The 23,895-nt window shown below is 40.3% G+C and carries 17 protein-coding genes and 1 tRNA gene; 5 read left to right on the top strand and 13 right to left on the bottom strand.

Features of this window, described 5'->3' with window-relative positions:
* Positions 1-27: 27 nt before the first annotated feature.
* Entirely contained in the window at positions 28-1,635 is a 1,608-nt protein-coding gene (locus FXV91_RS17320; protein ID WP_229391938.1) for a BatD family protein, read from the bottom strand.
* Positions 1,636-2,384: 749 nt separating this feature from the next.
* Here FXV91_RS17320 and FXV91_RS17315 point away from each other — a divergent pair.
* The gene (locus FXV91_RS17315; RefSeq protein WP_229391936.1) at positions 2,385-3,302 is read left to right on the top strand and encodes a Nif3-like dinuclear metal center hexameric protein; all 918 of its coding nucleotides are present in this window, start codon (positions 2,385-2,387) and stop codon (positions 3,300-3,302) included.
* A gap of 344 nt (positions 3,303-3,646) precedes the next feature.
* Here the strand turns inward: FXV91_RS17315 and FXV91_RS17310 are convergent, their stop codons facing one another.
* The gene (locus FXV91_RS17310) at positions 3,647-4,447 is read right to left on the bottom strand and encodes an HD domain-containing protein (RefSeq protein ID WP_229391933.1); all 801 of its coding nucleotides are present in this window, start codon (positions 4,445-4,447) and stop codon (positions 3,647-3,649) included.
* A 656-nt stretch (positions 4,448-5,103) separates the two neighbouring features.
* Between FXV91_RS17310 and FXV91_RS17305 the strand changes: the two genes are divergently transcribed.
* A complete protein-coding gene (locus tag FXV91_RS17305) occupies positions 5,104-8,460 on the top strand; it encodes a tetratricopeptide repeat protein (RefSeq protein ID WP_229391932.1) in 3,357 nt (1,118 codons plus the stop codon).
* 493 nt (positions 8,461-8,953) lie between these two features.
* Here FXV91_RS17305 and FXV91_RS17300 read toward each other — a convergent pair whose 3' ends face one another.
* Both FXV91_RS17300 and FXV91_RS17295 read right to left on the bottom strand, forming a co-directional pair.
* A complete protein-coding gene (locus FXV91_RS17300) occupies positions 8,954-9,274 on the bottom strand; it encodes a hypothetical protein (RefSeq protein WP_229391930.1) in 321 nt (106 codons plus the stop codon).
* Positions 9,275-9,296: 22 nt separating this feature from the next.
* Positions 9,297-9,476 (bottom strand): hypothetical protein, encoded by a 180-nt coding sequence (locus tag FXV91_RS17295; RefSeq protein ID WP_229391926.1) that lies wholly within the window; start codon positions 9,474-9,476, stop codon positions 9,297-9,299.
* Positions 9,477-9,971: 495 nt separating this feature from the next.
* Between FXV91_RS17295 and thiI the strand changes: the two genes are divergently transcribed.
* A complete protein-coding gene (gene thiI, locus FXV91_RS17290; protein ID WP_229391925.1) occupies positions 9,972-11,189 on the top strand; it encodes a tRNA uracil 4-sulfurtransferase ThiI in 1,218 nt (405 codons plus the stop codon).
* 1,208 nt (positions 11,190-12,397) lie between these two features.
* Here the strand turns inward: thiI and FXV91_RS17285 are convergent.
* The 9 genes from FXV91_RS17285 to FXV91_RS17245 all read right to left on the bottom strand — a co-directional run bounded on the left by FXV91_RS17285 (position 12,398) and on the right by FXV91_RS17245 (position 21,956).
* Positions 12,398-12,796 (bottom strand): response regulator, encoded by a 399-nt coding sequence (locus tag FXV91_RS17285; protein ID WP_229391924.1) that lies wholly within the window; start codon positions 12,794-12,796, stop codon positions 12,398-12,400.
* 408 nt (positions 12,797-13,204) lie between these two features.
* A complete protein-coding gene (locus FXV91_RS17280; RefSeq protein ID WP_229391923.1) occupies positions 13,205-13,618 on the bottom strand; it encodes a response regulator in 414 nt (137 codons plus the stop codon).
* On the bottom strand, positions 13,615-17,106 hold the full coding sequence (locus tag FXV91_RS17275) for a PAS domain-containing protein (RefSeq protein WP_229391922.1): 3,492 nt from the start codon (positions 17,104-17,106) through the stop codon (positions 13,615-13,617). Before FXV91_RS17275 ends, FXV91_RS17280 begins: the two co-directional genes overlap by 4 nt.
* A gap of 1,039 nt (positions 17,107-18,145) precedes the next feature.
* Positions 18,146-18,217: transfer RNA gene (locus FXV91_RS17270), tRNA-Ala, on the bottom strand.
* 64 nt (positions 18,218-18,281) lie between these two features.
* Positions 18,282-18,551: an elongation factor 1-beta gene (locus tag FXV91_RS17265; protein WP_229391921.1), complete on the bottom strand. Its 270-nt coding sequence runs from the start codon at positions 18,549-18,551 to the stop codon at positions 18,282-18,284.
* A 92-nt stretch (positions 18,552-18,643) separates the two neighbouring features.
* A complete protein-coding gene (locus FXV91_RS17260) occupies positions 18,644-18,814 on the bottom strand; it encodes a zinc finger domain-containing protein (RefSeq protein ID WP_048171521.1) in 171 nt (56 codons plus the stop codon).
* Between the two features lie 193 nt (positions 18,815-19,007).
* Positions 19,008-19,685, bottom strand: a complete 678-nt coding sequence (locus FXV91_RS17255) for an amino acid kinase (protein ID WP_229391920.1) — start codon at positions 19,683-19,685, stop codon at positions 19,008-19,010.
* A gap of 146 nt (positions 19,686-19,831) precedes the next feature.
* Positions 19,832-20,821 (bottom strand): hydantoinase/oxoprolinase family protein, encoded by a 990-nt coding sequence (locus tag FXV91_RS17250; protein ID WP_229391919.1) that lies wholly within the window; start codon positions 20,819-20,821, stop codon positions 19,832-19,834.
* Between the two features lie 172 nt (positions 20,822-20,993).
* Complete coding sequence (locus FXV91_RS17245; protein WP_229391918.1) at positions 20,994-21,956, bottom strand: ATP-grasp domain-containing protein; 963 nt, start codon at positions 21,954-21,956, stop codon at positions 20,994-20,996.
* A gap of 598 nt (positions 21,957-22,554) precedes the next feature.
* Here FXV91_RS17245 and FXV91_RS17240 point away from each other — a divergent pair.
* Positions 22,555-23,001, top strand: a complete 447-nt coding sequence (locus tag FXV91_RS17240) for a heat-shock protein (protein WP_229391917.1) — start codon at positions 22,555-22,557, stop codon at positions 22,999-23,001.
* Between the two features lie 126 nt (positions 23,002-23,127).
* Positions 23,128-23,757 carry a nucleotide exchange factor GrpE gene (grpE, locus tag FXV91_RS17235; RefSeq protein ID WP_229391916.1) on the top strand — a complete coding sequence of 210 codons (630 nt, stop codon included), beginning with the start codon at positions 23,128-23,130 and terminating at the stop codon, positions 23,755-23,757.
* Positions 23,758-23,895 lie beyond the last annotated feature (138 nt).

Below are 23,895 nucleotides of genomic sequence, written 5' to 3'. Positions count from 1 at the left end.
AGAACAACACTTAAATGTTTTAGTCTTTCAGTTGCGCCTCTTCCTCATGAACCCGGTAACCGCCAGTATTCCTGCTACTGCAAGGAAGAAACCGAATCCCGGTGTATCCCCATAGTCTTCTTCCGTACCGCCTGTATTCGCCTGGCTCGAAGGTTCATTTTTCTCCTGGTTGGACTCGGTTGACCCTTCCGGTTGTGCGCTGCTTCCTTCAAGTGTCATCGGCGTTCCGACATAAACAACAGGAGTCTCTGAGCTGACCTCTCCTGAATATTTATCGAGGTCAAGGAAAGTTGCTTTACAGGCAGGAATCTTGATTTCCCCTTCTTTATGCATCTGCAGGATGTAAGTGATTGTCTTTGAACCGCCGCCGCTTCCAAGGACCTGCTTGAAACTCGTTTCCCCACTTATAAGTTTAGCTTCGGAAGGTATGGTATCGGTTACTGTTACACTTGCATCAACGTTTCCTGTGTTCTTTGTGGTGACCGTTACAGTCAGTTCGTCTCCAGAGTTTAGCTGCTGCTTGTCAACAGTTTTCGTAATTTCAATATAGGGCCCGTAAATTTTTATCTTTTCCGAATCATCGGAATCGACTTTTTCACTCTGTCCATTTGAAAGGGTGAAAGTAGCTACGGTTTTCGGAAATGTGAATTCCCCCGGCCTTTCGGGAATAAGGGTGTACTTAAAAACATCCTCAGCTATTTCTCCGGACTTCAGAGAAAGTGTCTTATCAAGCTCCGTGTCTTTTTGAAGGTGCATATTGGAAATGATAGAATCTTTAAGTACGATATTATTTATATCACAGATTCCTCTGTTCCTGACAGTGACAGAAACATAAACAGGCTCTCCCATATGACGTTCTTTTGTGAAACTTTTTGAGACAATAAGGTCCCATTTTTTTTCGATTTTTATGATTTTGGAACCTACATGTTCATACTTCTTATCTTTGATGTCTACGCATGTAGTTTTTGCAGTTATATTAAAATCTGTGTCTTCCCAGGGAGTGGGCGCTTTGAGCGTAAGATTAATTGACTCAACAGTCTCATCTTTCAGGATCTTTGTGTATGTATATTTCGTTTTTCCACTAAGTACTTCCAGCCCGGCTGTATCGACAGTCAGCATAACGTTTTCAGCTTTTGCTTCCCCATCATTTTTAACTTTTATCGTTACATCTATTCTGCTATCACCTGTTAATTTAGAATCGTAAGTATCTTTTTTAGTTTCGACATCTATGTCAAAACTTGGTTTTCCTCTTACAAGAATATCCAGTTCAGCATATGGATTCCAATTTCCGGTCTTGAATTCCTTTCCATCTTTGGTGATAATTTCGTAGTTTGGTTCCACATTCTGGGCGTAAACTTTTATCTCATCATTATATGCGAACTCCAGCCCTGCTGTAAGAGGAGAAGTCTTTAATTTTTCCCCATCTTTTGAAATCGAAACGAACACCATCTTGTTTTCGTTGAAATCTTCTGCTTTTATTTCATAACCTTCTACGGTTATTGTATTTCCCCAGTAAAGTTTTGCCGCGTCCTTTTTCTCCACCCACTCCACTTCATCTGCCGCGAAAGCAGTAATTGAAAGGACGGAAAAGATAAAAACGGCAATTAATGCAATCAGTGCAATTCTTTTAGCCATGGTTACCTTCCTTGATTTTGATGCTGTTTACAACAAATCCGGGGAACCGGAAACGTGCATTTTGCACTTTTGTGAAATTTATAGCTCACTAAATTATGACTTACAAAATATTGTGATAATATAAAGATATATTTTTTAGAGATTATAGGTAACTACAGTCAAATTATAGTTTTATAGAGTATTATTTTCGCCCCCAGCATACCCCGCATGAACAAATTATATTCAGATCTGTATTTCCAGTATTATTTTTATAAATATAAACTTTATCGCTTTTTGGCAGTATTTTCATTTTTATTCTTATGGTTTTTGAAATATTCAAATTTCCTTAATTTTTTTCAAAGAATTTATCTCTTAAAAATAAATTATCCAAATCCCTATAAAATATCTTCATATATTCTATTTTAATTTTTGCTAATGTTTTAGCAAACGTCCTGAAAAAGCTATATTCTTGAGAATGGAATAGTCCTTGATCCTGCTTGAAGTAAAGAAGAAGAAAAAAGCCATAGGGTAAGATTAACAGAAAAGTCTGTCAGGACCTAAACAGGACCGAGTTTAGAGGCATGAATCAAACCAATGGTCACAATAATTAGTCAGAAAAGTCAGATAATTAAGAATAAAATAGCTTTTGGGATAATCTCCATAACTGACATTTCAGTAAGGGCTGGAATTAAATGTTATAAACGCTTAATCTGGATTTAGCCGGAGAAAACCAGTAATTTTAACTTTCCCGGTCTGCGGAGATTTTTTCCATGAAGCTTATGAAAATTGTGCAGGTTCTTGAAAAGATAGCTCCAGCTGAGCTTGCGGATGACTTTGATAAGGGCAAGATCGGGCTGGTCCTCGGTCTTAAAGATGACGTAAACAGGGTTGCGGTCGCCCTGGATGCAAACTCATATACCCTTAAAAAAGCTGCAGAAATTGGAGCGGAAATACTCATTACCCATCACACTCTTATCTTTCATCCAGTAAATATGATTTCAAAATCCCTGGCATCTTCCCTTAAAATTGCTCTTGAAAACGGGATATCCCTTTACAGCATGCACACTAATTACGATCGAGCCGAAGGAGGGATCAATGATGCTCTTGCCGCCCGTCTGAGACTCAAAAATACCAGGGCTGTAGAAACAGGCAGGATAGGGGAAATTGAATACTGCTCTTCAGCTGAACTGGCAGCCCATGTTTCGGATTGCCTGCAGGCCCCTGTCATGTACTCAGGGGAAAAGCAGGAAATCAAAAAGGTAATGGTTGTAGGAGGTAGCGGCTTTCGAAATGAATACCTTGAAATCGCCAGGAAAAATGGAGTTGACGCATTTATCTCATCAGAGCTCAAGCATGATATTCTCCGGGCATACGAAGATCTTTGCCTGATTGATGCAACCCATTATGCCACGGAGAACCCGGGTATGGAAGCCCTGTGTCCCAGGCTGCGCAGCCTTCTTGAAATTGAAGTGGAATTCATTGACCAGCCTTCCGGACTCAGGGCGGTTAACTGCAGGGTTGACAAAAATAAAACTGCATTCGACGTAAAAGAAGAAGGATCGTGTAAGCAGGAAGAAACTGGAAAGGACTCTCTTGAGTTAATACTTGAAAAACAGTTAAGAAACCAGATACGCTCAGATTACCGGCGCAGCCTGGGAAATGAAAATCGCAGGAAATATATCGAGTGAGATACTTCAACCAGTGCCAATTTGACCAATGATACTTTAAACAATATTACTTTAAACAATATTACTTTAAACAATATTACTTTAAACAATATTACTGCAACTGGTGGAATTTCAATCAATATATTTCGACCAGTAATAGTTCAACCAGAATACTCAACCATTGATACTTCAAACAATATTATTTCGGCCAACAATGCTTTGACCAATATTATACTGAGCATATTCAATTATATAGATTTCAATACGATAACATATCTCAAATATCTCTGCAGGCAATATATTTCGAAGGGGCTTTTTAGAAACCGGCTTATTTAAGACTTAACTTCCGGTTTTAAGGCACATTGTTACTTCTTGGCCCCTGACTCTATTGAATTCAAATAGTATTCAAAATGCCGCCTTAAAATGCCCGTTTCTTTTGTATCAGGCAGGCAGGACATAATTGACTCCAGATATCCGTACTCTTTAAGAAGGAAAAAAGTTACTGGAAAATTAATATCAAAAATCCAGCTAAGACGAAGAAGTTTCACATCATTTCTATTTTTCATATCCCCAATTTTTGCCATTCTGTTACCCAAGATCTCTGATACTATAGGCTCCGAATACCCCAGGGTATCTGGCAGATATAGTTCAAGCGCCGGATTCCGGTGTTTTCCTTCTTCCAAATATTCTTCGCTGGCAAGCCTCAGGATATCAATTTTATCTGCATCCCGTATCAGCTTTGAGTAAAAATAAAGTTTACTGAAGGTTTTTATATACTCCGGAATCTCCATCAGGTTATGATATTCTACAGCTTTCAGGATGATGTCTTCTTCTTCTCCTGAAAGACGGGAGAGAACCCTTTCCTCATTCAGAATTCTTATGCCCAGCAAGGCATGGTTTTCCGATTCAGAATCTCTAAACGTTTTATATTTCATGAACTGCTCAAAACGTCCCAGGTCATGAAACAGGGCTATTGTCTCAGCAAGCATGCACTCCTTTTCGCTTATCTTCTCAGACTTTGCAAGTAAAAGGATATTTTCACAAACTCTCCCTGTGTGTTCTATCTTTAGCTCAATATTTTCCTTAATAAGAGGGTCAGGAGAAAAGAATCTATTTACATACTCGAAAAACCATTTCCGGAAAAAATCCAGGTCTTCTTTCTGCATACTTCTGCAATAAGAAATATTGAGGTATATACTTTACGCATAATACTTTAAGCATAATACTTTAAACATAATACTTTAAACATATTTTAATGATGTTATACTGAAAAGGTTTTTGCTGTTTTAATAACAATACTAATTGCTCCGGGCAAAATAAGAGAATTATAATTTCCCATAATAAAAAACTTGCAATGTACTGGAACTTAACCGTAAACAGTAAGCATTATAACTAACTTTAATAAATTTAATGTTTCCTGTGAATAGAACATTCTGAGAAATATAACAATAAGATGAGAATTTAACAGTCATATGAGAGCCTTATAAGAGTTTTATAAAAATAGTAAAAATATGATAACCATTATATAATCCGGATAATTTCGACCCAAACTGCATAAATTATATAAGGAAGGAACTCCTCAAATTAAATGAGTATTTGCTGGGAGATTATAGGACGAAATTAGGCCCAGGCTGGACAATTATCTATGGGGGGAGCAAAAGAAATTTATTTCGTTACTTTTATATCTGAATGTTCTCGTTTACATTGTTTAAGAAATTACATATCAGAGTGACTTTAAATTATACTGATAACTAATAGACTACTGACAGACTGCTTATAAAAATTTTTCGCAGGAACTCATTAGAATAAATCGGGGTATTTAATGAGCTCAATTCAAAAAATTTATTTGATCATTTGTTCTTTCATTCTTCTGGCCTTTGTTTTATCTTTTACCTCAGGTTTTTTACCTGCAGCAGGAGCGGCTGAAAGCCAGAAGAATATTGTAGAAGATAACGTACCTGTTGCTCCCACTCTTGAAGAGGTACTTGCGCAGCGTCCGGCTTCTGTAGAAGGCCTGTTAAGTAAAGGCAATAATCTCTATTCTCTCAAAGAATATGAGCTTTCTATAGGATGCTTTGAAGATGCACTTAAAATGGACTCTAACTCATCGATGGCATGGTATGGAAAAGGATGTGCTCTGGCCGCTCTGGAGAGATACGAAGAATCAATTGTCTGCTATGACAGGGCTATCGAAACCTTCCCGGTTTCTTACGGCGTCTGGTATGAAAAGGGTAATGAGCAGCTTAAGACACAAAATTATGTAGAGGCTATCAACTCTTACGAAAAAAGTCTCGCTATGGATAACTACCTTTCCAGAGTCTGGTTCCAGAAAGCAATTGCTTCTGAGAAACTCAGTCTTGATCAGGAGGCTTTAGCCTCTTATGAGAGATCAATTGAACTCGGCTCCAACTCTTCCGAAACTCTGCAAATGCAGGGAAAAGCTTACGCAGGACTTGAGAATTACGAAGAAGCAATGAGCTGTTTTGAGATGGCTCTTAATATTACTCCTGACAATTTTGAACTCCTGACTCAGAAAGGAACAATGTATGATATGTCAGGAGATTATGAAGCTGCAATACAGTGTTACGACCAGGCTATCTCCCTTAATCCTGACCTTGTAGAGGCCTGGTATAATAAAGGTGTAGACCTTGAAAGGATGGAAATGTATCAGGATGCCCTGACCTGTTATGAATTTGTCCTCCTTTCAGAGCCTGAAAACCTTAATGCCCTGCAGAAGAAAGGATCCTGCCTTGAACAGCTTGGTAGAAATGAAGAGGCTTTGCATTGCTATGATGAGATACTTGTTTACAGCCCTGACAACACCGAGGCATGGTACGGCAAAGGTTCCGTGCTTAATGAGATGGGAGAATACGACGCTGCAATAGTCTGCTATGATAGAGCCCTTAATCCTAATGTGGGAGTTGAGGTAGAGGAAGCTGGCGAGGGTCTTCTCGAAAAGCTTAATGCTTACGACTCTTCACTTGCCAGTTACTCTGAAACTCCCGAGTTTAAATCCCCTGCAATTAAAATATGGTATGATAAAGGACTGGCTTTTGACAAGCTTGAGAATTATGAGTCTGCCCTTGAATGTTATGATCGGATTCTTGAAACCGAATCAGGACATGCAACGGTCTGGTACATGAAGGGTCAGGACCTTGACAGACTTAACAGATATGCAGAAGCTGCTGATTGCTACGATAAAGCCCTTAAACTGGATTCCGGATATGCCAAAGTCTGGTATAAAAAAGGCTATGATTCTTCAAAACTTGAGCAGTACAAAGATGCTGTAAAAAGTTATAACGAAGCCATTGATCTTGATGAAAATTACACGCTTGCATGGTACGGTAAAGCTTTTGCCCTGGTAAAAACAGGAGAATACGAAGGAGCTCTGGAGTGTTATGACAGAGTTCTTGCCGTTGCCCCTGATAGTGCCGAAATCTGGTACAACAAAGGTCTTCTCCTTGATCAGCTCGAAAGATACCAGGAAGCTTCAGACTGTTACAGTCAGGCTCTCCAGATAAATTCAGGGTATTCTATTGCCCGTTTCAGATTGAACAAGAATATGGAATTGTTATCTGGAAACTCGACCTCCAGAACAGTTGAAGGTAAAAGTATGGATGTCAGCCCACAGAAGGCAATTTCAGGAGGTTTCTGGACTTACCTTCAGGGCTACAAGTACTTAAGTTCTGAAAACAGCTCGGACTTTTCAGGAAACTTTAACGACCTGAATCCGGAATTCGGTTACGATGCAGCATGGTACGGCAAAGCTTCAACCTACAGCAAACTTGAGATGTATGAGGACGCGCTTTATTCTTACGACATGGCTCTTGCAATTAATCCTGTACGCACTGAAGCCTGGTATGAGAAAGGCTCTGCCCTTGACAAACTCGGACGGAGCGAAGAAGCTCTGGAGTGTTATAAAAAAGCCCTGGACATTGACCCGCAGTCGAGTAATGCCTGGTATGGTATAGCTTCTACCTCGAGTAATCTTGGAAGGTCTGAAGAAGCAGTTGCTTACTATGATCAATTACTTGCTCTTAACTCCAGTGATCCTGAAGCTCTCCAGGGTAAATCTCTTGCCCTTGTAAGCCTCGGTAGGTATGAGGAAGCAGTCGCCTGTTTCAATCCTCTTCTTGAACTTGAGCCTGAAAACATAGAGGCTCTGGAAGGTAGAGCTTTTGCTTTAGCCAGATCCGAAAGGCAGGAAGAGGCTCTTGAAGATTATGATAGAATCATGGAGCTTGATCCTACCAATTCGAAGGTTCTGGCTGAGAAAGCCTCTTTGTTTGAAGAACTTGGCAAGTATGAGGAAGCCTCTTCAACATATGGGGAGATTCTCAAGATTACGCCTGAAAACAGAGAGATAATGTACCGGCAAGGCAAGGCTCTGGAAGCTGCGGGAAATTTCGAAGCAGCAATTGCCTGTTATGATCAAATTCTTACGCTGGACCCGAAAAATGTTGATGCGATTAATAACAAGGGTTTTGCGTTCTCTAAAATGGAGAGATATCAGGAAGCAATTGCCAGCTATGACAAAGCCCTCGAACACTCTCCAGACAACGCCGCAGCCTGGTATTTCAAAGGGTGCGCTTATTTCGCAATAAGCAGTAACAATGCCGCTCTTGATTGCTTTAATAAAACAGTGCAGTTAAAGCCGGACTGCATAACGGCATGGTATAATAAGGGATATCTGCACAATGTAATGGGAGAGGTTAATGAGTCGGTTAACTCCTATGACAGTGCTCTTGCAATAAATCCCAATTCGCCTTCTGCCCTTTATAATAAGCGTTTTGCCCACTACCGCATAAAGGATTACGATGAAGCTTCGATATGCAAGGCAAGACTTGATGCCATGGACCCTGGCTTTGTAGCAGCCCTTCAGAACAGGGGAACCCGTATCTTCATTCCCGAAACATATAGAGGCGACATCAACTATCCGCTGCCCTCGAGATGGTATGGTGGAGAGGAAAATATTTTAGAGAACGCCAGCATAAACATAACTGAAATTTCTCAGCAGCTAAACAATAATTCCTCTGCATCTGGGGAGAAATATAAAGACACTGATGAGTATAATGCTGGGTCTTCTGAAGATACAGGATACTGGTATATTCCTGAACCCGAAGAAGATGAGAAAAATGAAAATGAAAACTGGTATGTTCCAGAGCCCGATGAGGTCTAAAGGGTTAAAATAAGCTAAAGGGTTAAAATAAGCTAAAGGGTTAAAATAAGCTAAAGGGTTAAAATAAGCTGAAAAAAAGATTCCGGTATGCACGTAAAATTTCAGGCATACCGGAAAAATTGTTTTCAAAGAGAGCAGATAAAAGTTGTTCCTGTTAGCAAATTTTCTATATTTTTATTATACAACTGTAGTTCTCTTTACAAGCTAAAGTTACTGAATTGAATTCATGTTCCTTTTTGACGCATTTTCTCAAATTCGCAATTACTGGAACTGAAGGCATGAGAATTTTGAATTTTCAGGAATGACTCATATTGCAACCCGATTTTTCCATGCTTGCATGCGAGCGGTCTTCCTATGAAAAAAGGGACAATAGAGAAACCAAACATATAACAGTATAAAAAATACGTAACTCAAATAAGTCAAAAAAATCTGTAGGTGTATAAAAAAGAATAATGTATAAAAAAGAATAAAATACACCTGAAAAACAATAAAACTAATAAAAAACAGAACAAAATAAAAGTTGCAATAAAAAAAGTGGGTTGCCTGAATGTTGCCAGAAACGACCGTTTCCTCTTTTTCCTCCGGTCCCTTCCAGATCCGCCTCTTGATATGGCAGGTAGCCGGATTGCTTTCCTGAAACTGCTGTTTCCTTGTTTGTTTCCGACACCCGCGAACCAGTTCTCAGATTGCAAGAGGGTGGTGCGAATGTTGGCCAGAAGCCTTGCGGGCTCCCTTGTTTGTTTCGACACCGGTGCTGGGCGGCAAGAATGTTGGCCAGAAACCCCTGGCGGGCTTCCTTGTTGGTTTCTGACACCCATGCCTTTTCTCTAGGGGGTTCAGACTTCGAGGTCTGCCCCAAGGATTCTCGCTTCGACAGATCCTTTTTCTGGGCTCGGCTTTCCGATAGCGGTCCCGAGCAAAACGATCCAGCCAACAGGAAACAGTATCAGCAGAAGGCTATAAGCAGCAATTGCTGTTACTATCGATTTTCCTGCAAGCTTTTTCAGAGTATCCATTGGTACTCCACCCCTGGCGTGGTTGTCTTTTATTACTTGCGTCGTTTCGATAGGTGGGCAATATTTACCCAGTCTTACCCAATGTCTTCGATATTGTGCGTAGTACACAATAGCATACAATACTATACAGGTCCTGACTTATATAGATTTTCCAAAAATAATATTACCGTCGGTATATTTTTTGTACTGATTAACAATGATAGACTACCAGGACAATTTTTCATGTTTTTTAATATTCTTTCATATACATACAGTAATTCCCACAATTCTCAAAACAACGGTGTATTTAAAGTTTTCTACCGGTCCCCCGTATATTGCCACATCATACCCTGTTTCCAGTTATTCCAGGAAAAAATTTTTTTTCTGAAAGCTTTAAACCATTTGTCACTAACCGTTAGTATATCTAACCATTAGCATATATGACAGGCAATTCTGACAAGGTCGAAACGGACCTGAAATTCTATTGATAAAGGGATAAAAAGAGATAATAAGAACATGCATGACGATTCTACAAACAGTATGGATAACAAGGGTTCCGAGAAACAGGCAAACGTTATTATAGTCCGATATGGGGAGCTTGCCCTCAAAAGTCCGGGAGTTCGGAACTGGTATGAGAAAATACTTATGAAGAACATTGCCGCAATGCTGGACTCAAGAGGCGTTCCATACTCTTTGATGCGAAGAGAATGGGGCAGGATATTTATTGAGACAACAGATCCACGTGCAGCTGGAGCGGCAGCAGATGTTTTTGGGGTTGTCTCAACATCCTCTGCATTAATAACAGGATCGGACCTTGAGAGTGCAGCCGGGACCTGTGCCCTTATTGGAACAGATCTTATTCAAGAAGGAGAGTCTTTTGCTATCCGGGCCAGAAGAAGCGGGAACCATTCTTTCTCATCAGCGGATGTAGGGAGAACCTGCGGAGATGCTGTCTGGAACGCGCTTGAAAAAGCAGGAAAAAATCCCAGGGTTGATCTAAGTTCTCCTGATAAAGAAATTTTTGTAGAAATGCGGCAGAATATGGCTTATGTTTATCTGGAAACAGTTAAAGGAGTGGGAGGGCTTCCTCTTGGCACCCAGGGTAATATGGTGGTGCTCATGTCAGGAGGCCTCGATTCCCCTGTTGCTGCATGGCTGATGATGAAGCGTGGTGTAATGATCACCCCTATTTACTGCAACAACTCTCCTTATGCAGAAAACGCGGCAAAAGAACGTGCTTTTGACTGCATCCGACAGCTCCAGGCATGGGCACCAGGGCATCAATTCACGACTTATGAGATCCCTCACGGCCCTAATCTCAGATCTTTTATAGAAATATGTGACCGAAAAAACACCTGCCTTCTCTGCAAACGCATGATGTACAGGGAAGCCTATGAGATCATGAAAAAAGAAGGTGCAAGCGGAATTATTACTGGCTCGTCCCTCGGACAGGTAGCCTCCCAGACTGCGGCCAATATGCATGCCGAGATATACCAGCTTGCTATTCCGATTTATCACCCTTTAATCGCCTTTGATAAAAGTGAGATCGCGGATATTGCCCGTAGAATTGGAACTTATGATATCTCTACAAGGTCAGCAGGAGGCTGCACTGCAGTCCCGGAGCGTCCAGAAGTCAAGGCAAACTATGATCTTATAGTTCTTGAAGAGAAAAAACTCGAAGTTGAAACTATGGTTATCGAGGCTTTGAAAACTGCAAAAGTTCTTAAGCTCTAAACATATTCTCAAATTTTTTAATAGAGACTTTTAGCGTTAAATACCGCTTTGATTCTCTTAACTATATTTAATACTGTTGACACGCAACTCACATATAGTTTAATTATATACATTGAAAAAAATATAAAAGTGGAATGCTTTATATAAGATATCTTACTTTTAATATTCTGGGCGTTATACTTCTAATGGAGTTTATAATCCAACCTCCAGTTCAATCCACAGGTTCAATCCACAATCACAACTTTTATAATGCAGTTAACGCCCTTCTCTTTATTGAGTCACGATTTAAACAATACTTATATATATTTTCTATAATGATAGAGAACTTTCTCCAAAATGGACTAATTTAAAAAATTATTTATTTTCTCTTCTCCTAATCTATTCTATGAATCGTTTTCCCAATGGTTTTCCCCGCTCAGATCCAAAGGCTTCCAGAGTACGAACAGCTTTACTTTTAATAACTATTGCAAGTTTCCTGTCGATGACCGCAGGCTCACTATATATCGATATGTACCCGAATAATCCAGTCAAAGGCGAGTTTCTTATAAATACTGCAGGTCCCATATTCTGGTTCTTTGGGGGTCTCTGGCTTTTTTTCAATATAGCTACTATTCTGAACTCCAGGCGCTAGAAAGTCTTATTCGAGCCTCATTAAATCGGCTGGTCAAGGCAGGCTTTAGTTTTGGCAATGTTATTTAAAACTTTAGAATTTATTTAAAAATTAGTCAGGCAGAAGGGTGTCAAAATAGAACCAAGTTCAAAAAAGCAACATCATTAATCATATAATACTGCATTTTTCCCGGAGATCAGTTCGGTCTTCTAAAAAGAAGCAAAGAGATGAAAAGTTGACAGAAGAAAAGCAAATTAAAGCTGCGAAAAAATCTGTAAGGGTGCAAACGATAGAATCAGATAATATCTAAAAAATATTTTTTTTTCAAGCCCTTTCTGTTTTTCAAGTCTTTTACGTTTTTTCAAGCCTTTTCTGTTTCTTTCAGAGGCGCTCTTGTTCAAACTTCATTTTGTTTTTTAATTTCTTGCAGACGTCGCCAGTTTATCTGGCGGGAAAATTTTAAATATTGCAAATTGAAAAGTGGTTTATAGAGCAGGAAAAACATTTCTCAGAGCCCGCATTGTGAGGTTTTTGCTCATAACATATAGCTAACGTTCCCCTCTCCTCTACCCGTTTTCTGCAAAGTTAAATGGACTTCTTATTTTCCTTCATCTACTCTTTTTGACCTGTTTTTATGGATAGCCACTTCTATCTCATTGTAAAGGTCCTCTTCGTTGAAGGGTTTAGAAATATACCCTGCAGGCTCTGTTAGTTTTGCCCTTTCCAGGGTTTCAATATCAGTATAAGCAGTAAGGTAAATAACAGGTATTGAAAAGCGAGATTTGATGATCCGGGCTGCTTCAATCCCGTCCATATCTCCCTTCAACATGATGTCCATCAAAACAAGATCAGGGTTTGTAAGCTCTACTTTTCTTATTGCCTCTTCCCCAGAAATAGCAGTAGTGGGAACATCATACCCCAGGCTTTTTAACCTGTTTCTAATGTTTAGGGCCACGATGTTCTGATCGTCAACGACCAGAATTTTTGCTTTGTCCATTTTTCCACCCCGTTTTTCTTAGCTTTAAATTACCTGAGACTCATCCTGGTTCACTTCCGGTTGCTATCACTTTTCGATGAGTTTAGAATTAACTCTATCACGAATGACCTCAGATTCAGTCTTTTTTCTCAATTTCAATGATGCATACAATTGTACTTCCTGGACACGACTATTTTTCCAGGAAACGACTACTTCTCCTGGACACGACTAATTCCCTGAACAAATCTCCGTGAAAAATTCTTATGTCCCGGAACTATAAAAAGGAAAAATTCAGTTAAAACATGAGTGATATACATCTTTTAGAATCGTTATTTTATAAGATCTCTTTTAGAATATCTCTTAAATTCAAGTTTGGAAAATGTATCTGTTTTAATCGGATACAGATTCCGTTAAAGCATTTGAAGAGTCTTATTCATCACTACTGGAGCTCTCAATTTCTTTTTTTTCGGCTCTGTGTTTATGTAGCGCCATCTCAATATTGCTGTGCAGGTCTTCTTCTTTAAAAGGTTTGGAAATATATCCTGCCGGTTCTGTCATTTTAGCCCTTTCAAGGGTTTCATCGTCAGTATAAGCGGTCAGATATAGTACAGGAATTTTAAGGCGGGTTTTTATTTCACGGGCAGCTTCAATTCCATCCATATCCCCTTTCAACATGATGTCCATCAAAACAAGATCCGCATTCGTCAGCTCCGCTTTTCTAATTGCTTCCTCTCCTGTGGATGCAGTGCCAGGTACAGTATAACCCAGGTTCTTGAGCTTGTTTCTGATGTTTAGAGCGACGATGTTCTGGTCTTCAACGACCAGAATTTTTGCCTTTTTCATTGTATCTCCCCTTTGATACTGGATACATTTTCAGATGACTGGCAGGGCTCCTTAAACCAGATTTTGAATTTAGTCCCTGAACCGCTTTCAAGTTCAACCGTACCCTCCAGCTGCTCGACAAGTATATTTACAAGTTGCAGGCCCAGAGAGTTTGTGTTCCTGAAATCAACGTTTTCCGGAAAACCCAACCCATTGTCCGAAACTACCAGTGTGTACTGGATATTTTTGTCAACTGAACTCTTAGCACCAATATTATTAGTGCTATTACTTATACTTTTATTCTCGGCATTTTCTTCTATCCTGCAAAGTTTGATACGAATTTCTCCTCTCCTGCCTGAGGGAAATGCATGCTTCAGGGAATTGGATACAAGCTCATTGATAATTATCCCCAGAGGAACCGCAGTATCCATTCCCAGGAAAATTTCTTCAATATCGAGCTGCATATTGACATTCCCTTTTCTGACAGTGTATGAGTGAAACAGGTCCGACGTCAGTTTCTGAAGATAAGCTGAGAAGTCCATGGTTTCATTATCTCTTGACCTGTAAAGTTCCTCATGGATTATTGCCATTGTAGCAACACGGTTCTGGCTCTCACGAAAAGCTTCCAGAACTTCCGTATCGTCAAATCTTTCTGCCTGAAGTTCAAGAAGGCTTGAGATTACCTGCAGATTATTTTTAATCCTGTGATGTATTTCCTTTTTACGGATTTCTTCCACTTTTGCAAGAGATTCTTCAGCTTCTTTTTGTTTGCTTATATCGTAAACCGCACCCTGCAAAATTCTATTTTTCCCTGTAGCATCGAAAACATTCTGAAAAACCTCGCGGACCCACTTTACTGTTCCATCTTTGTGTACTATTCTGTAATCATGTTCTATGAAGAGCAATGGATCTTTTATCAATTTATCCCTATTATCAAAAAGACTTTTCATGCTTTCGGGATGAACAATCTGGTACCAGTTAACATTTCCGGAAATAAAGTCCTCTCTTCTGTACCCCGTAGTCTCTTCTATACTGCCGTCTATGAGGATCAGGTTGAAATCAAGCCCCATCTGGAAAGCAATTCCTCTGAAGTTTTTCATAAAGGACCTGTAGCGCGCTTCACTTTCTTTCAGTTTTTCCGAAGCAAGTTTTATGCCTGTAATATCTTTCATTACTCCGAAAGCTTTTCGAATGCTTCCGTTTTTATTCCTCAGATAGACTCCGCTATCTTCCAGATGGATATAGCTCCCATCCTTCTTCCTGAACCTGTACTCAACACGGAAGTTATTTGCTTTTTCTTGAAATGTCCTGAGTTCACCAAGCGCTCTTTTCCTGTCTTCGGGATGAATATGATCTGCCCATGAATTGCCGAGTTTATTAAATTCTTCTACTGTATACCCCGTGACATCCTGGATAGCGCCTGCCCACTTGATATTTTTCTCCCGGTGGTCATGTTCAAATACTATCTGCCCGGTCTGCTCGGCAGCTATCCTGAATCTTTCTTCACTTTCCAGAAGCTTTTCCTGTGCAGACCTCTTCTCCGTGATGTCTTTTATCACTCTGGCTGCCAAATACACGCAGCCTTTTTCATCTTTCAGGTAAACTCCCTCATCCTCTACATAGAAGTAACTTCCATCCTTTCTCCTGAATCTGTAGTTCTGATAGAAATCACCCCCATAATGCATACAATATTCGTGAGCAGCCCTTACCTTCTGGAGGTCTTCCGGGTGAATCAGGCACATCCAATCATTAACTCTGACTTTCTGGAACTCCTCATAACTATACCCTGTAATCTGAGGAATTGCTCCTGCCCAATCAGTTTTGTCATCCGCATAGTTATCGAAATATAAAAGCATTTTAGTTTTTTCTGCGATTAAACGGTAGCGTTTCTCACTCTGTTCCAGTCTATTGTGAGCAAGTTTCCTATCAGTGATATCTTTTATTACCCCGAGAACCCTGCATATGCCTCTATTTTCGGCTTTCAGGTAAATTCCGCCATCTTCAACGCAGATGTAGCTTCCATCTTTTTTTCTGAATCTGTATTCTTCAAAATATTTCCCCCCATTCTTAATGCACTCTTCATGGGCTTTTACTGCTTTTTCCCGGTCTTCAGGGTGAACGTGCTGAGCCCATACTTCGGGAGTGAAGCCCTGGAACTCTTCAAAACTATATCCTGTAAGTTCTTCAATTGCTCCTGCCCACGAACTGTGATTATTTTCAACATTATAATCATAAACGAGTTGCCCGGTCTGTTCTGCTGTTATGCGGAATCTTTCCTCGCTTCTCTCGAGAATTTCTCCGGCGAATTTTCTTTCTGTAATATCTTTTATTACTCCGACAACCCGGTAAACCTGGTTAAGATTATCCTGAAGGCACACGCCATTATCTTCTACATAGAAGTAGCTTCCGTCTTTCCTTCTAAACCTGTATTCTTCAAGATATCTCCCCCCGTTTTTCATACACTTTTCATGTGCTTTCCGTGCCTTATCGCGGTCTTCAGGATGGATGTGTTCTATCCAGCTTTCCATATCTACCTGCTTGAACTCTTGAGGACTGCAGCCTGTAAGCTGCGGGATCGCTCCAGCCCAGTCAATTTGTTTTGATTCAGTCTCATAATCATAAACTAGCTGGCCTGTCTGCTCGGCAACAATCCTATATCTCTCCTCACTTTTTCTGAAAAATTTTTCAGCTTCTTTGCGAGGAGTAATATCCAGCATTACGCCCACAATTCCGGCAATTTCTCCGGAACTATTTTCGTAGGTGGCCTTATGAAACAGAAAGTCTCTGCTTACGCCGTCAGCGCAGATAACCCTGGTCTCGTAGTAATGGCTTCCCCCATTATTGAGAAGTTCCCTGTCATGTTTATAATATATCTCAGCCAGTTCTTTTGGAACTCTCTTCTGAAACTCGGAGAATGATCCCCCTATAACCATCTCCTTTGGAAGACCCATAATTTTCCTGGCAAAACTCTCGTTACAGTTCACATAAATCTCATTAAGGTCTCTCTGGAATACAGAGCTTGGAATGTTGTCAAGAAGTGTTTCAAGAAACTGAAGATTATTCTGAAGGGTCTTTTCAATCCTCTTTCTCTCGGTTACTTCCTGTGCAAGTTTCTCGTTTGCTTCTACGTACTCAAAGGTCCTCAGCCCAACAAGTTTTTCCAATCTCTCATGCTGAGACATAAGTTTCTCTTCAGCCCGTACTCTGTAGCTTATGTCAAACCCATAGATATCTGTGAATCCATCTTTCGAATGAGGATAAAGCTTTAGAGCATATGTAGCACTCCCAATGTTGATTTCAAGGTTTTCAGGCTTTTTTTGCGAAAGAATCCTTCTTATACCGTGCCCCAGTGATTGAGGAAGCTCTTCTCCTTCTTTTATGCCCCAGTGCTCAAGAAGAAAGCAGGCTGCTCTATTGGCATAAAGAACCTTTCCATTCTTTCCTACCCTGAGAACAGGATTAGGGTTCTCTGAAGGGAGGGGCTCTGTTATTTTTTCATGAATCGCCATTGAATTTTCCTGTTCTAATTCTCCAGCCTCTTCTTTCTTCCCGGGAAAGCTGTTACTCTTAATAACTTCCAGTCCCCCATTTTTTACTTTTTGCCTTAGTCTCTATATCTCAGAGTGAAAAATCAATTTTCACTTAAAAACAGGGTTAAAAATAGCCTTTTGCGGATTTTCCCATTTTTCCGCTATTTATTCCCTTCAATCCGATATATAGGGGTTGTAAAAAAAATATGCGCTGGTCTGTTATGTATCCATTATTTAAAAAGCATATGATGTGTTACCGGATTTTTAAAAGTTAAGATCTATAAATAATTAAACCTGATGTTTTATAAATATTTTTTTCTGGGTAAAAAATTTAAGGAACTTTTTATAATAGTTAACTATGTTTATATTGTTTTTTCAGAAAAACAAACATCAAGAAAGCAAAAGCAATAAAAGAGAATTAAAATATAAGCTTAAAACGCCACGAGATAGAAAAGCTCAACTGAAAAATTCTCTCTTTAAAAAGAGTTTTGTATATTAGAGTGGCCAGGGGGAGCTTCAACTTTCCCTGGCCATCTGAGGGGGTTATTCTAGCGTGGGATAACCACACTAATATTTAAAAAGAGTTATTTGTATTTAATTCTTTGCTATTTTTAGAAAGTTAAACAATGTGTCTTTGCCTTTATCGGAATCATAAGGGAAATATATTCCTTCAAAAATCTGATAGATTTTTAAAATGTCTATAAAAAATTAACAGTGTAACCCAGTTATATTGATTATCACTTATATCAATTTAAGCCTTAGCAACCAGCATCAAATACTCCTGAAATTATGCCTGCTGAAGACGCAACCACCAGCCCGTCTGATGTCCATCGAAAAAAGAAAAATCAGAAAGAATTTAAAATATCTAAAAAAAGTTTCAAGAGATTCAAAAAGAGTTTTTTTCATTCAGTACTGATAGAACCAATCCAAAAACTCAAAATTGATTTTCTGGATAGCGAATTCAGAATGATAAATGGAGTTTCCGATCGTGGAAACTCGACTCTGATTACTTAATTAATGGACTCGGCGGGATTTGAACCCGCGGCCTTTACGTTGCGAACGTAACGATCTTCCCCTGATCTACGAGCCCTTTTATGAAAAAGAGAATGATGAAAAAAGTTTTCCGGAAACGTTATCCGGTTCTTTTTTCCTTCTCAGATGCGATAGGCTTCCAGAACCTGAACATTCTCGACGCCGGAAACTTTTGCAAAGGCTTCTTCTGCAGGTTCAGTTCCGCCTTCTTCGTCATTAACGATTAATGTTACAATCAGAGCCTTCAAGCCAAAAGCGATAGGCTCCTCAACGACATCTCCGTGAAGGTCTGCCCCTGCAGGAATTACGGCTTTTATTTTCTCTTTCAATTCTGCAAGGTCGGTTTCAACGCTTTCTGGCATAATTTTAATTTTTGCTGCAACATCGCCCATTTTAATCCCTCTTATAATCTATATGATACTGTTGACCAGTTTCAAGATGCTTTCACAATGCTCTTCTTGATCTTTCGGCATTCAGGCCAAAATCAGGGAGCTTTGAATCCGCACTTCGGGCAGGTGTATACGTTACCCTGCTGCCTGCAACTTATACATCTCCCAATCTCTGCTCCGCACTGGGGGCAGGGAAACTTCACATAGCCTTTCTCTACAAGACGGATTCCGCATGAGGTACAGTATTCAATTTTCTGTGATGACATTTTTCTTCTCCTTAATTATTCCTTATAGTGAACTGTAATGAATTAACCGGTAAATCAGGCACCTTACTTAAGCTTCGGTATCCTGCTCTTTTTTCGGCACCTTTATTAACATCAACAAATCTGATGAACTGAATGTAATGATGCTTTTTGGATACGGTTTGCTTCTCTCCCCTAGTCATATACGATATACAATTTAAATATTCCCCTTTACCGCCGTACAGGGTACAGGCTTCCCGTACACCGCCTGAATTACTCTTTCAGGAAATTTCCCGTTTATAATTACGCACTGCATTTTGTTTTTCTGAAGGAATCCGGGCAGGAAAGGGTCAATGCAGCTTTCAAAATTTTCGGGAAAATCGGAGGCAAAAATTTCTCTGCTCAGTTCTCCTTCCCTGAATATCCCGTCAACATCTGTAGCCTTAATGAACAGGGCTCCTGTCTGCTTCGCGATCCAGGCAGCAATTGTGTCCGAAGTAACTTCCCATGAGTGAGGCAGAGGATCTTCTTCCTTCAACAGCCTGTAAGGAAAAAGAATTGACACGCCCGGAGGCAGTTCTGTTATTGAATCCGTACCTACTGCACCGCTTTTGTCCCGCAAATAGCAGGCGTATTGCTCCATGCCAAGCACAGCCATCCAGTGAGCTGCATCGTCTCCAAGTCCGAACCTCAAGTCAGCTCTCCTTACGGCATCTGCAAATATCCCTCCTCCGGGTACTATAAGGATGGAAAACAGAATTCTTTCGGAAACCCTCTCATCAGGGGCAGTCCCTGAATGTCCTGAGCCAAATTCTTTTACGAGCCTGTCAATAAGTTCTGGAGCTTCGCTGATCAGACTCCCTCCTAATTTGATGACTACCCTCACAGCTTTCATTGAGATTTCTCGTCCGTTAGGTTTTTCCTCAATTCTAATGATTTTCAGTCATATTACTAATTTCTTCAGGGAAACAGAAATATCAGAGACTCAGTTTAAGAGACTCGGTTTAAGAGACTCAGTTTAAGAGACTAAGATTAAGAGACTCAATTTTTAGACTTTTCGGCTTCCAGAAGATGGGCGGCAGCATATGCCGGAAAGACCTTCGAGATCTCTCCTCCCCAGCGCCCTGAAACAGAAATGCATTCAAGTCCGAGCCTTTCTGCAGCTTCCTTTGTAAGGAACTCTCCAAGTCCTGCTGCTGCAATCTTCTTAAGTCCATTTCTTTCCGCAACTTCGAAGATCGCTTCAGCCAGGGTAGAGATCTGTTTTTCTTTTACCTGCTCTGCAATCTCGTATATTTCCCTTCCCTCTACCTCTGAAAGGTCTGCGCAGACCAGCCTTGCAATTCTGCGCATGGCATCTGTTTTGTTCCTGCCTGCTCCGTCGGCAGTCTCACATGTGTACGCAGCTTCATCGATTTTCCCGAGAATGAGATAAGCATCTGCTGTCGTTGCAAAAAGTTCCGAGGATGTCCTGCATATGCCTTTCTCAAGCTTTACCTTTTCAAGAAGTGCAGCAAGATTTGTTCTGAGAGTGCCCGCGTATACAAGTTCGCTCCTGAGCAAGCGTTCAAAGTCCGTAAGCCCTGCCCTGTGCTCCCCTGATATGATCGGAATAATATCACTTGTAGTACTGCCAACATCAACAAAAAGACAGTCTCCTATCTCCTCCCCTATCAGTCTGGCCGAGGCTGCCCAGTTTGCGGCAGCAAGCTCCCTCAGGGAGCCATCTTCACTATGGAACCTTCCCTGACTGTTTATATAATATACTTTTTCGGGACCGAAAGCAGAATCAACAGTATCTTTTATAAAGTGAATGCCCTGCTCTTTGTCTTCAAAACAGTCCGCGAGTTCTCCTGTCATCACAACAGCAACTCTTTCAGGTTTCAGCCTTTGTGCAATTTCTTTTAAGACTTCCGGAAGCCTGGTATTCTTCCAGAGAGGCAGGTAGTGAAGTTCCACAAGAGTTCCGTCCGAGGAAGCAAGCTTTGTGTTCGCCCCTCCAATGTCAAGCCCTATAATTTTTGAATGCATTTTTAGTTCCGTTCCGTGTTTTTTCCAGGTTTATAACTAAGATCTATAACTAAAGTTTATAATTAAAGTCTATGACTAAAGTCTATAATTAAAGTCTATATAAAGTCTATAATTAAAGTCTATAATTAAAGTCTATAACTAAGATCCGTAATTGTTCACACTATCCATATTTTCAGCTCTTCCCGAAAAGCTCGCCAAGCATATCTTTCGAAAAGTGATACTCCCCTTCTATTCGTACCGAATCAGGGAGTTCTCCGAATCTATTCATTAGAAGAAGTTCGCCTATTTCCTCCTTCATGACCCTGTTAATCCCGAATAACGAGGCTGTAGGCCTTGGATTTACATCCACCACATACGGAAGATCGGAAAGTACGATGTCCACACCCACATACCCGAAACAGTCCAGACATTTTACTGTGGAGATTGCAGTTTCATAGAGTTCATTTACTCTGGAAGTCTGGTAAGGAGTCAGGCTGCCATTGTATTTTATTACTGAAACCTCGGTTTTCGCCGGATTTTCCCCTTCCCTGTCCTTTTTCTCTTCAAACTCAATAAACTGGCGATTTACCGTAAGTAGAAGAGGTTTTTTTCCTGCAATCAGGCTTACACTCAGATGTTTTCCTTCAATGTATTCGCTTGCTATGAATTCCTCTGTCTTTTCGAACTCTGCAACCAGATATGTTGCCTCTGCCCCGCATCCGAATCTTGGTTTTATAACGTACTTTCCACCTTCTCTGGCCTTTTCCGCAATTTCAGGAGCGTTAATCCCGGCTTTTTTCAGGATGTTCGTACACATGAGTTTATCTGCACAGCAGGCTGCAGAACTTGGAGAGCACCCCAGGTTCACGGTATTCTCTTCAAGGATCCTGTTCAGTTCCGAAAGCATTCCATCAGGAGCAATAAGCAATCCCGCATCGTACTTCTTTGCCTCTCTTTCAATTACATGCCTGAAGTTTTCAGCCGTTGATTTCAATGGTGTGCCTGCACATATGTCTGTGCCTGCAGAAGGATAATACACTTCATGCCCCACGCGGACAAAACTTTCCGCAAGTGTCTTTAGCATAGCTGCCCCTTCCGGGATCAGGGACTTTTCAATATCCGTACCGACAGCGAATTCTGCAATAAGGATTTTCATCGGAAAAGAAAAACCCGGTCATTTTATATTACTTTTTGTCCTGCATAGAAAAAATACTCCTGAAAAATGACATTTCTTATTTCACTCCCCTTTGGCCACTCTCGCCTTCAAGTTGCCTTTACTACAAAAATGACGAGAAAAAACAATAAGTAAAAACGACCGAAGGAGTCAGCAAGAAACAAATAAGAAACAAACAAGAAAAAAACAAGAAAAAAACAAGAAAAAAATAAAAGCGACAAAAAACGGAAGTAAACAAAACAAAGATTAGTCCTCTTGAGCAAAGTGAAAAAAACATCACCATTAAAAAGTTAGTTTGCTTGGGCGAATGAAGCTTTACTAAAAACCTATATTAGTCCTCTTGAGCGCAGCTAAAAGGGTAGCGCACTGCAGAGCCGTAACTCTGCTGAAACAGACTTCGTACTCCCTAGGTGAAATTAAGGCTATGGAAAATTAGGCAACTAAATGAATAAGAGGATATAAAGGAAAAGTGCAAGAGAGGAAATAATCCGGTTACGTAAGTAAAGATTTATATAATTTATATAGTTTATAGCTTAAAAGTAAGCGTTATAATACTTGGATAATACTTAAACAATATTTGATGGTGGCTGGTAAAATCAACAGCAAAAACCCAGATTCTCAGTCTTTGTTTGAAAATCCTTTTGTCAAAACCCTCGCTATTGCAGTTCTTATGGGTATATTCCTGGTTGACATGGGGCTAGGGTTATTTGATATATTCTCTACTAAATCAAGTCCCCTGCCGCCGGCATTCGTACTCATGATCTTTGCCGTGATTTTTATAGGGGGAATGGTATTTTATGAGAGGCAGGGCCTTGACACCCTGAGTTCCATTATAGGAGGAGCACTGGCAGGTTTTGGGCTCTCCTTCGTGTTTGTTTCTCTCGTAGGAGGCGTTCAGTTTGCGTTAGATGGAGGAATTTCCGTTCTTGGATGGGAACAGGTAATTTCGGCAGTTGCGGCCTGTATGATTGCAGGCGTCATAATGCTCAAAGCACTATCTTATAAACTTCAAAACCACTTTTACTGATTTTTCTTTTTTTTGCTTTTTCAGGGAGATATCCTGTCCGCAGCTCCGAAAAGTATTTATAGAATTACAAACAATCACAGATCAAGACGAGCGCTACATTTAAAATAATTTCATGGGGATTGATAGATGAAGAAGTCCAGTAAAAAAGAAAATATGCATTCAAAAGAAGAGAGCCAGATGCAGGCTGAAAATTCAGAAGCTCAGAACTCTGGATCTTCGGTTGATAAAGCCGATGAAACAATAGCAAGTCCTGAAAATGAACCTGTAAGTTCCGGAGCTGAAAAGAGTCCGGAAGCTGCATGCAGGGAGGAAAACGAACTTCTCAAGGATCAGCTTTTTCGGCTTGCAGCGGATTTTGATAACTTCAGAAAAAGAACTGCCCGTCAGATGGAAGAGAACCGAAAAGCTGCGCTTGAACAGGTGCTTCTTGACTTTGTCGAAGTAACAGATAACTTCGATCGCGCCTTGAAATCTGCACGTACTGCAGAAGACATGAGTTCAATTGTAAGTGGAATCGAGCAGCTTTCAAAGCAGTTTTTCTCTATCCTGGAAAAGTATGGACTTGAGAGGATAAAATGCGAAAAGGCAGGCGAATTTGACCCTCACAGGCATGAGGCTGTCCAGCACGTAGAAACCTCCGACGTTCCTGACAATACTATAGTTGAAGTTTATAAATCAGGATATGCTTTAAACGAGAGAGTTGTCAGACCCGCTCTGGTTTCAGTGGCAAGAAGCCCTGAAGAGATAGAGAAATAAAAAAGTGAGTTACTCAAAGATAAACCTGTACTAAACTGAGTTTACCTTTAAATTAGCATTAGACTCAAAATTACGTCAATTTTCAAAAGCAAAATCAAAACTTGTAACCCTGTGAGTAACAGAAGAACTTTATTAAAT

Source organism: Methanosarcina sp. DH2, from assembly GCF_020804225.1.
GTDB lineage: Archaea > Halobacteriota > Methanosarcinia > Methanosarcinales > Methanosarcinaceae > Methanosarcina.
Note: the sequence above shows the minus strand (reverse complement) of the source record. Positions and strands in the feature narration are given on the sequence as shown.